At 72.8% G+C, this 7,909-nt stretch carries 5 protein-coding genes; 3 read left to right on the forward strand and 2 right to left on the reverse strand.

The genetic code is table 11. The features are described from left to right. Positions 1-43 precede the first annotated feature (43 nt). From ACTOQ1_RS36965 to ACTOQ1_RS36975, 3 genes are all read left to right on the forward strand, one after another. Positions 44-1,249, forward strand: a complete 1,206-nt coding sequence (locus ACTOQ1_RS36965) for an ROK family transcriptional regulator (protein ID WP_440072628.1) — start codon at positions 44-46, stop codon at positions 1,247-1,249. A 419-nt stretch (positions 1,250-1,668) separates the two neighbouring features. Beyond that, the gene (locus ACTOQ1_RS36970; protein ID WP_440072630.1) at positions 1,669-4,482 is read left to right on the forward strand and encodes a glycoside hydrolase family 3 C-terminal domain-containing protein; all 2,814 of its coding nucleotides are present in this window, start codon (positions 1,669-1,671) and stop codon (positions 4,480-4,482) included. Positions 4,483-4,493: 11 nt separating this feature from the next. Then, positions 4,494-5,483, forward strand: a complete 990-nt coding sequence (locus tag ACTOQ1_RS36975; protein WP_440072631.1) for a LacI family DNA-binding transcriptional regulator — start codon at positions 4,494-4,496, stop codon at positions 5,481-5,483. Positions 5,484-5,655: 172 nt separating this feature from the next. Here ACTOQ1_RS36975 and ACTOQ1_RS36980 read toward each other — a convergent pair whose 3' ends face one another. Further along, positions 5,656-6,993, reverse strand: coding sequence for a hypothetical protein (locus ACTOQ1_RS36980; RefSeq protein ID WP_440072633.1), 1,338 nt, complete (start codon positions 6,991-6,993; stop codon positions 5,656-5,658). 145 nt (positions 6,994-7,138) lie between these two features. Then, on the reverse strand, positions 7,139-7,909 hold a 771-nt coding region (locus ACTOQ1_RS36985; protein WP_440072635.1), incomplete at its 5' end, for a biotin/lipoyl-containing protein.

Below are 7,909 nucleotides of genomic sequence, written 5' to 3' on the forward strand. Positions count from 1 at the left end.
GGCATGATGGGGCCAGCCTGGCCGAGCGGGAGCGGGACTCATTTTGATCACATCTACGACTGACCCGCGGCCGGCCGACTTCGCCGACGTGCGGGCCACCAACCTCGCCGTCGTGCTGAGGTTCGTGCGGGAGCACGCGCCGTGCTCGCGGGCCGACATCGCGGCGTCCACCGGTCTCAACAAGGCGACCGTGTCGAGCCTGGTCGCCGATCTGATCGACCGCCGCCTGGTCAGGGAGACCGGCCTGACCGAGAACCGCGTCGGCCGTCCCGCCACGATGCTCGTGCTCGACGGCTCGCCGTACGCGGCGATCGGCATCGAGGTCAACGTCGACTACGTCACCGCGGTCGCGGTGGACCTGTCGGGGGAGAGGCTGCTTTCCTGGCGCAGGTCCTTTCCCGGTGCGGCCGGCACGGCGGGCCAGGCCATGGCCACCGTCGCGGGGATCGTCCGCCGCGTCGTGACCCGGATGGCGAAGGAGGAGCGCCAGGTCCTGGGGCTGACCGTGGGCGTGCCGGGACTGATCGGCGCCGACGGCACCGTGCGCATCGCGCCCAACCTCGGCTGGCGCGACGCCGACCTCTGCGGCGACCTCACCAAGGCCCTGCGCGACCCGGGCTTCCCCGTCCAGGTCGACAACGACGCCAACCTGGCGGCCCTGGCCGAGTACCGCTTCGGCCCGCACGCCGGGACGGCCAACCTGGTCTACCTCACCGGCGAGATCGGCGTCGGGGCCGGGGTCATCCTCGACGGGCGACTGCGCCGCGGCGGCCAGGGGTACGGCGGCGAGATCGGCCACATCCAGCTCGATCCCTTCGGCGCCGAGTGCCGCTGCGGGCGCCTGGGCTGCCTGGAGGCCGTCGCCGGGATCGGCGCGGTGCTGGAACACGCCGCGATCTCGCCCGCCGAGGTCGAGATCGAGCTCGAAGAGGTGGTGCGGCTGGCCCGCGCGGGCGACGCGCGCACGCTCGCCCTCCTGAGCTCCGTGGGCCACAACCTCGGCAAGGGCGTGGCCCTGATGACCAACCTGCTCAACCCCGAGGTGGTCATCCTGGGCGGTTACTACGTGCCGCTCGCGCCGTGGCTGCTGCCCTCGGTGGAGGCCGAGACCCGGGGGCGGACGATCGCCCCGGACGCCGGGGGCTGCCGGGTCGTGGCCTCCACGCTCGGGTACGGGGCGGCCGCGCTGGGAGGCGCCGCCCGGGTGCTCGACTCGGTGGACTCCGGACGCCTGCCGCGGATCTCGTGATCCGCCGTCCCGTGTCCAGCTGACGCCGTGACGGACGCCGTGGTGGACGCCGCCCGGGATCCACGCTGGTTTCAGTTGGTTTCACGGTGCTCCCGGCGGATCTCCCGACCCGGATCCCGGGGCCCGGGTCGCTCGCAGGCGGTCTTGCGCTCCGGTTTCCCGGTGGAACGCAACCGTTTGCCGTCCGCCTCTTGACCTTGGCCGCACAGGAGTGCACCCTTCAGGGAAGCTCCGTTCGAAACACGCGCGTAACGGATGCCGGAGCGCGCGGGTGGCGACGGAGTTTTCCCTGACCGATTGTCGAAGCGCTTCGACTGAGGCGCCCTTCCAGGTCGGAACCCTGTCGGAACCCTGCTCGAACCCTGCTGGAACCACGTCGGAATCGAAGCGCTTCGACGCTCTCAAAGGGATGGTCCCCGATGAACGAACCGTTCCGTGATCCGGAACTCCCCCTCGCGCGGCGCGTCGCGGACCTGCGGGGCCGGCTGACCCTGGAGGAGAAGATCGGGCTGCTGCACCAGTACCAGCGGCCGGTGGAGCGCCTCGGGGTCGGTCCGTTCCGTACCGGCACCGAGGCGCTGCACGGCCTCGCCTGGCTCGGCCCGGCGACGGTGTTCCCGCAGGCGGTCGGGCTGGCCAGCACCTGGGACCCCGACCTCGTCCGGAGGGTCGGCGAGGCGACGAGCGACGAGGTCCTGGCCTTCCACCACAAGGATCCGGCGGGGGCGGGACTCAACGTCTGGGCCCCGGTCGTCAACCCGCTGCGCGACCCCCGCTGGGGCCGCAACGAGGAGGGCTACTCCGAGGACCCGTGGCTGACCGGTGTCATGGCGACGGCGTACGCCTCCGGCCTTCGTGGGAGCGATCCCACGGTGCTGAAGACCGCGCCCACCCTCAAGCACTTCCTCGGCTACAACAACGAGACCGACCGCTGCGTCACCTCCAGCGACCTGCCGCCCCGGGTGCTGCGCGAGTACGAGCTCCCGGCCTACCGGCCCGCCCTGGAGAGCGGCGCCGCGGTCGCCGTGATGCCCTCCTACAACCTGGTCAACGGCCGCCCGGCCCACCTCAGCCCGCTGATCGGCGAGGTGCTGCGGGCCTGGGCGCCCGACGACCTCCTCGTGGTCAGCGACGCGTACGCGCCCGCCAACCTCACCGGCCTGCAGGGCTACCACGACGACCTCCCCGAGGCGTACGCCCACGCGATCAGGGCGGGGCTCGACAGCTTCACCCAGGACGACGACCGGCCCGAGGCCACCCTCGGCCACCTCCGCGCCGCGCTGGAGCGCGGCCTGCTCACCGAGGCGGACGTCGACGCCGCCGTCCGGCACACGCTGTCCGTCCGCTTCCGGCTGGGCGAGTTCGACCCCTCCACCCCGTACGACGACATCACCGAGGCGGTCGTCAACTGCCCCGAGCACCAGAGCCTGGCCCGCGAGGCCGCCCGGCGCTCGATCGTGCTGCTGAGCAACGACGGCGTCCTGCCGCTGGACGCCTCGGTGCGCAGGATCGCGGTCATCGGCCAGCTCGGCGACACGCTCATGGAGGACTGGTACTCCGGGACCCTCCCGTACGCCGTCACCGCCCGCGCCGGGCTCGCCGAGCGGTGCGAGACCGTCTTCTGCGAGGCCGTGGACCGGATCACCCTCTCGGTGGACGGCGGCGCGGAGGGTGTGAACGGCCGTCACGTCGTCGCCGACCCCGACGGGGGGCCGCTCGGGGTCGGCGACGAGCCCGGCCTGTTCGACCTGTTCGACTGGGGCGGCGGCTGCTACGCCCTGCGGGCCGTGGCGACCGGGCGCCACCTGTCCGTCGACGACGACGGGGTGCTGGTCAACGACCAGCCGGGTCCCAACGGCTGGGAGGTGCGCCAGACCTTCCGCACCGAGGACCGTCCCCGTGGCGCGCTCGCGCTCCGGCACATCTCCACCGGCCGCTACCTCGCCCTGGACGGCGAGGTCTTCCGCCTGGCCGCCGACGCCGACGCCGCCGCCTGGTTCACCGTGGAGCGGGTCGTGAACGGCGCCGAGGCCGCCGCCGCGCTCGCCGCGACCGCGGACGTGGCCGTGGTGGTCGTCGGCGACCACCCGCTGGTCAACGGCAGGGAGACCGAGGACCGCCTCGACCTCGCGCTGCCCGCCGCGCAGCAGGCCGTGGTCGCGGCGGTGCGCGAGGCCAACCCGAGAACCGTCATGGTGATCAGCAGCGGCTACCCGGTGACCTGGGACATCGACGACCCGCCCGCGGTGCTGTGGTCCTCGCACGGGGGCCAGGAGTACGGGCACGCGCTGGCCGAGGTGCTGTTCGGCGACGCCGCCCCCGAGGGGAGGCTCACCCAGACCTGGTACCGCTCTGCGCGCGAGCTGCCCGACCTGCTCGACTACGACATCATCGCCTCGGACGCGACCTACCAGTACTTCAGGGGAACCCCGCTCTACCCCTTCGGCCACGGCCTCGGCTACACCACCTTCGACTACGCCGACCTGGCCGTCTCGGTGGAGGGCGGCGCCGACGGCGACGGCGGCAGGGTCACCGCCTCGGTCACCGTCACCAACACCGGTTCCCGCGAGGGGGTGGAGGTCGTCCAGATCTACACCCGCCAGCGGCGCTCCCGGGTCAAGCAGCCGCTGCGCCGCCTGCGCGGCTTCGTCAAGGTGCGCCTCGCCCCCGGAGAGAGCACCCGGGTCGACTGGGGCCTCGACGTCGCGGAACTCGCCTTCTGGGACGTCACCAGGGGCCGGTTCGTCGTCGAGGACGCCCCCCACAAGATCATGGTCGGCCGCTCCTCGCGGGACATCCGGCTGTGCGCACCCTTCCACGTCGACGGCGAGCGGATCCCGCCGCGCGACGCCCTCGCGGGCCCGATCGCCGCCGTGGACCACGACGAGTACGACTCGGTGACGTTCGTGGACGCGGCCAGGGTCTCCGGCGACGCCGTACGGTCCGTCGCCGAGGGGGCCTGGATCGTGTTCCGCGCGGTCGACCTGGGGGAGGGGGCCGCCTCCTGCGCCGCCGTCGCCGCCGGAGAGGAGGGCGGGGTGATCACCGTGCGCCTGGAAGACCCCCTCTACGGGCCCGTCGTCGGCGACCTCCCCGTCCCCCGCGCGGGCCGCCACGACCTCGTCGAGGTGCGCACCGGGCTTGCGGAGGCGAGGGGAGTCCACGATCTTTATGTGGTGTTCGAGAACGCGGGGATCACCGTCGCCTCCCTGAGCTTCGGCGAGGCCGGGTGAGCGGGCGGGCGGTGACCATCAGCGAGGTCGCCAGGCACGCGGGGGTCGCGGTGAGCACGGTGTCGTACGTGCTCAGCGGGAAGCGCGCGATCTCGGCCGACACCCGGCGCCGGGTGCTCGACAGCGTGCGGGTCCTGGGATACCACCCCAACGCCGGGGCGAGGGCCCTGGCCAGCAAGCGCGCCAACGTCATCGCGCTGGTCCTGCCCCTGCGGGCCGGGGTGCACGTCCCGGTGCTGATGCAGTTCGCCACCTCGGTGGTCACCGCCGCGCGGCGCTACGACCACGACGTGCTGCTGCTCACCGCGGACGAGGGCTCCGACGGGCTCCGCAGGGCGGCGGCGAGCGCGCTGGTCGACGGGCTGGTGCTGATGGACGTGGAGCTCCACGACAGCCGGGTACCGCTGCTGCGGGAACTCGCCGAACCCAGCGTGCTGATCGGGTTCCCCGCCGACTCGGCCGGTCTGACCTGCGTCGACCTCGACTTCGCGCGGGCGGGCGCGCTCTGCGTGGAGCACCTGGCCGAGCGCGGGCACCGGGAGGTCGCGCTGCTCGGCGCGCCCTCGGTCGTCTACGAGCGGGGCACCGGCTTCGCCCGCCGCACCCGGGAGGGCTTCGCCGCGGCCGTGGCCGAGACCGGCCTGACCGGGGTGGCCCTGCCGTGCGAGGAGAACTTCGACCAGGTGTCCACCGCGATCGCCGGGCTCCTCGACGTCAGGCCGGGCCTGTCCGGGCTGGTCGTGCACAACGAGGCCGCGGTCGGCCACGTGCTGGGGGCGCTGCGCCAGTACGGCAGGCGGGTACCCGGCGACATCGCCGTGGTGGCGATCTGCCCCGACGACATCGCGGAACGCGCCAGCCCGCCGCTCACCTCGGTGCTGATCCCGGCCGAGGAGGTGGGCCGCCAGGCGGTCCGGCTGCTCATGGAGAAGCTCGAAGGCCGCGCCGTCCCCGACGGCACCCTGCTCCAGCCGAGACTCACCGTTCGCGACAGCACCTGACCGGCCGTTCCCGACGGGATCCTGCTCCAGCCGAGACTCACCGTTCGCGACAGCACCCGACCGGGAGTCCTCCGTGACGCCGACGGGCGCGCTCCCCGGGAGGGGAGACGCGCCCGTCGGCGTCACGTTCGTTCCGTCCTACCTGTCCTGCCGGTCGTTCCGCCGTGGACGGCTACCAGTCGCCCCCGCCGAAGTCTCCGCCGCCGAAGTCGCCTCCGCCGCCGAAGTCCCCCCAGCCTCCGCCGCCGAAGTCGCCTCCGCCGCCGAAGTCGGTGCCGCTCTCGGCGCCGCCGCCGTAGCCGCCGTAGCCGAAGCCGCCGCTCATCATGCTGCCCATCATCGTGCCGACGAGCATGCCGGTCATCACGTCGCCGAAGCCGCCGTAGTAGCCGTAGGCGTAGGGCTGGTAGGCCGGTCCCGCGTCGTAGTACGGGCGGCGCTGGCCGTTGACCATGACCTCGCGCGTCTGCGGCTCGAAGCCGCGCTCGACGGCCTCGGCGTCGGCCGCGCAGGCGGGCACGTCGCGCAGCGCGCCGCCGGGCGGGGCCCAGCGCACGTCGCGGGCGGAGGGACCGTGCTGCGGGTTGAAGAAGCACGGGGAGCGCCGCTCGGGCACCGGCTGGTGGTTGACGCGCGCCTTCACGCAGGCGAGGGCGTAGCGGCCCTCCTCCAGTGCGGTGGTCACGCCGCGGAACTCGTCGGGGCGCTTGACCGCCGCGAGCTCCACCTTGGCCCGCTCGTAGGAGTCGAGGGCGCGCTGCCAGTCCTGCTGGTGGTCGCCGCCGTCGTTGAGCAGCTTCACGTCGGTGTCGAGGTCGGTGATCTCCTCACCGAACTTGGTGACGTCCTCGTCCACGGTCTGCTTGACCGCGGCCAGCTCGGCGGCCTCGCGCTCCTCGCGCTGCTTCTTCTTCTTGCGCGAGTAGAGGAAGATGCCCGCGCCGCCGGCCAGGGCCAGCACCAGGATGCCGACCAGCACGCCCCCGCTGGAGCCGCCGGAGGAGCCGGAGGAACCGGACGGGGCACCGGCACCGACGGCCGCCTCGTCGGCGAGCTTGACGAAGTTGATCACGTTGTCGGTGGGGCTGCCGGTGGTCTTGGCCCGCCCGAGCAGCTCGTCGACGTCGACGCCCCTGATGTTGGTGACGCCGAACGGGGTCTTACCGCTCATCACCAGGACGGTGGACTTCGACCCGACGCCCTTGAGGAGCGAGCTCAGCAGGGTCCTCGCCTGGGACTGGCTGCTGATCGAGCCCTCGGGCAGCATCGCCACGTAGACGGAGGAAGTCTGGTCGGCCGCGCCGCGCATGGCGTCGACGGCGTTGGGGGGCAGCCCCGCCGCGGGATCAACGTAGAAGTTGTCCCCGTCCTTCAGCTCCGAGACGATCGCACTCGGGTCCGGCGCCGCGGCATTGGCCGCCGGGGCGATCATGAACATGGCCAGTAGCCCGGCGAACAGTGCCATGATCGTGGCACCGAAACGACCTGGCGCGGCTTTTGTGATGGTCACGGCAGAAAGCCTCCTTCGTCCTGAAGACGAATGAGCGGGCGACAGAGTTCCCTACCCCTCGACCGTATCCCCTCACGGCCCACGCCAGGCATCTCTCGGGGACCCAGTATCCGATCGTCGTGCCGGTCCCGGCCCGCGGGCGCGCTCAGGCGTCCTTGATCTCGCAGATCGTGGCGCCCGAGGTGATGCTCTGGCCGACCGACGCGGCCAGTCCCGTGACGGTGCCCGCCTTGTGGGCGGCGAGGGGCTGCTCCATCTTCATCGCCTCCAGCACGACGATCGTGTCACCGGCCGCGACGGTGTCGCCGTCGGCGGCCACGACCTTGACGATCGTGCCCTGCATCGGGCTGACCAGCGAGTCCCCGCTCGCGGCCTTTTTGGCCACCCCGCCGCCCCGGCGCGGCGCCTTCGAGGCGCGGCCCGCGGCTGTGCTCCCGGCGCTCCCGGCGCTCCCGGCGTTTCCCGCGGCGAACCCCGGGGGAAGCACCACCTCCAGCCGCTTGCCGCCCACCTCGACGGTGATCCGCTCCCGCTCGCCCGGCTCCTCGGACGTGTCCGGCTCTCCCTCGTACGGCGTGATCGTGTTGTCGAACTCGGTCTCGATCCACCGGGTGTGCACCGAGAACGGGTCGCCGGTGAACGCGGGATCGGCCACCACGGCCCGGTGGAAGGGCAGCACGGTCGGCATGCCGCCGATCTCGAACTCGGCCAGGGCCCTGCGCGAGCGCTCCAGGGCCTGCGTCCGGGTGGCCCCGGTCACCACCAGCTTGGCGATCAGGGAGTCGAAGGACTGCGGGACGGTCATGCCCGCCTCGTAACCGGCGTCCAGGCGCACCCCTGGCCCCGACGGGGTGCGCATGGCGGTGAGCGTGCCGGGTGCGGGCAGGAAGTTGCGGCCGGCGTCCTCGGCGTTGAT

The organism is Streptosporangium sp. OZ121 (assembly GCF_051918885.1).
Lineage (GTDB): Bacteria > Actinomycetota > Actinomycetes > Streptosporangiales > Streptosporangiaceae > Streptosporangium.

Excerpts from the sequence above, each read along its gene's own strand:
- ACTOQ1_RS36970 (WP_440072630.1), top strand. The coding sequence starts at position 1,669 with ATGAACGAACCGTTCCGTGATCCGGAACTCCCCCTCGCGCGGCGCGTC.